This is a genomic window from Thioalkalivibrio sp. ALMg13-2 (assembly GCF_000381185.1).
Lineage (GTDB): Bacteria > Pseudomonadota > Gammaproteobacteria > Ectothiorhodospirales > Ectothiorhodospiraceae > Thioalkalivibrio > Thioalkalivibrio versutus.
On the sequence record NZ_KB906163.1, the window covers coordinates 1 to 1,315 of the forward strand.

Consider the following 1,315-nt stretch of genomic DNA (forward strand, 5'->3'; position numbering starts at 1 on the left):
GGACGCGGGGCCGGGTACCGCGCTAACTTGATATAAGGTAATACCACGTAATACGAGGGCCACCATGGCAACGTCCCTGAAAATCGATGACGCGTTGAAAGATCGCCTCCAGGATCTCGCCGCCCAACGCCGGAGGTCGCCTCACTGGATCATGCTGGAAGCCATCCGCCAGTACGTTGACCGCGAGGAAGCCCGCGAGAGTTTCCGGCAGGAAGCCCTGGCGTCCTGGTCGGCTTACCGGGAAACCGGGCAGCACCTGACCGGGCAGGAAGCCCGCGACTGGTTGAGTACATGGGGCACTGACGTTGAAGGAGCCGCGCCCGAGTGCCACGAGTAATCGTCACCGCAGGCGCCGCAGAAGGTTTGGAGCGATGCAGGCGCGCTCTCGCCACTAAAGCCCCGGATGCCGCCAGGCGCGCGGGCCTGGCGATCGAGCGGCAATTCCTGCTGCTGGAAACGGCCCCCGATATGGGGCGGCCGGACCCTGAAATCCCCGAGCTGCGCGAGCTGGTGATTGCCTTCGGTGACTCCGGCTTTGTGGCGCTCTACCGACACGAACCGACTGACGACGCCGTGTATATCCTCGCCTTCCGGCACCAGAAAGAGGCGGGCTACTGATGGAGCTTGAGCTTTAACCGCTTGTGCCGCGCGTCGTGGATTGGTCCCCCGGGCCTTGAATCTCGGGCCGGCGTGCGCTACTGGTGTAGTTAAGGACGAAAACGACTGGATAAAGCATGTTGGTACTTACAACACTTATTCTTGCCCCCTTGGCCTTGTTCCTGGCCGCTGGGCTCGTCACTTCGATCCGCCGGCGAGGCTGGAAGGCCGGCGTGCGGCAGTTCGGTGTGGCCTCTGCGGGCTTGGGATCAGGTGTGGCGCAGGCTGTTGGTCGAAACGCCGTCGCGGCGCCCGTTTCACCACAAGCACAAAACGGTGTTGAGCCATTGGCATCGGGGGTTAGTTCGGGAGAACTATTGGCGGTGCTTCTGGAATCCGCCGCAGCAGAAGGCGGCGAAAGCGAAGAGTTTTCCGCCTTCGGAACGCCATCAGAGGACATCGCAATGTCCCCTGGGAGCTACTACGGCGAAAATGATTACGCGCACTATGCCACCAAGGAGTGATGGGCTTATAAGCTGTTGAAGCCCATCATCGTCTGACAGCACTCCTCCCTCGCCAAAAACGAGCGCGGAGTGCTACTTCTTCCCTCGACTAGCAAAACGACCGGCGGCGGAGGCTGCGGCGGGCCCAGCGTTAGCCATTGACCCCGTCGTTTTGTCGCCTGCAGCGACGGAATCGGCCACCTTATAACCCGCCC

3 protein-coding genes are annotated in these 1,315 nt (G+C 61.8%); all 3 read left to right on the forward strand.

Features of this window, described 5'->3' with window-relative positions; translation table 11 throughout:
- Nucleotides 1-64 precede the first annotated feature (64 nt).
- The 3 genes from F618_RS0114635 (at nucleotide 65) to F618_RS15885 (ending at nucleotide 1,121) form a co-directional block, all read left to right on the forward strand.
- Nucleotides 65-337 (forward strand): CopG family ribbon-helix-helix protein, encoded by a 273-nt coding sequence (locus F618_RS0114635; protein ID WP_018948375.1) that lies wholly within the window; start codon nucleotides 65-67, stop codon nucleotides 335-337.
- A gap of 26 nt (nucleotides 338-363) precedes the next feature.
- The gene (locus F618_RS0114640) at nucleotides 364-618 is read left to right on the forward strand and encodes a type II toxin-antitoxin system RelE/ParE family toxin (RefSeq protein WP_019569020.1); all 255 of its coding nucleotides are present in this window, start codon (nucleotides 364-366) and stop codon (nucleotides 616-618) included.
- A gap of 116 nt (nucleotides 619-734) precedes the next feature.
- Nucleotides 735-1,121, forward strand: a complete 387-nt coding sequence (locus F618_RS15885) for a hypothetical protein (protein ID WP_081619720.1) — start codon at nucleotides 735-737, stop codon at nucleotides 1,119-1,121.
- Nucleotides 1,122-1,315 lie beyond the last annotated feature (194 nt).

What these genes read in the sequence shown, in the direction of transcription:
- F618_RS0114635 (WP_018948375.1), top strand. Translation starts at nt 65, where the DNA reads ATGGCAACGTCCCTGAAAATCGATGACGCGTTGAAAGATCGCCTCCAG.
- F618_RS15885 (WP_081619720.1), top strand. Translation starts at nt 735, where the DNA reads ATGTTGGTACTTACAACACTTATTCTTGCCCCCTTGGCCTTGTTCCTG.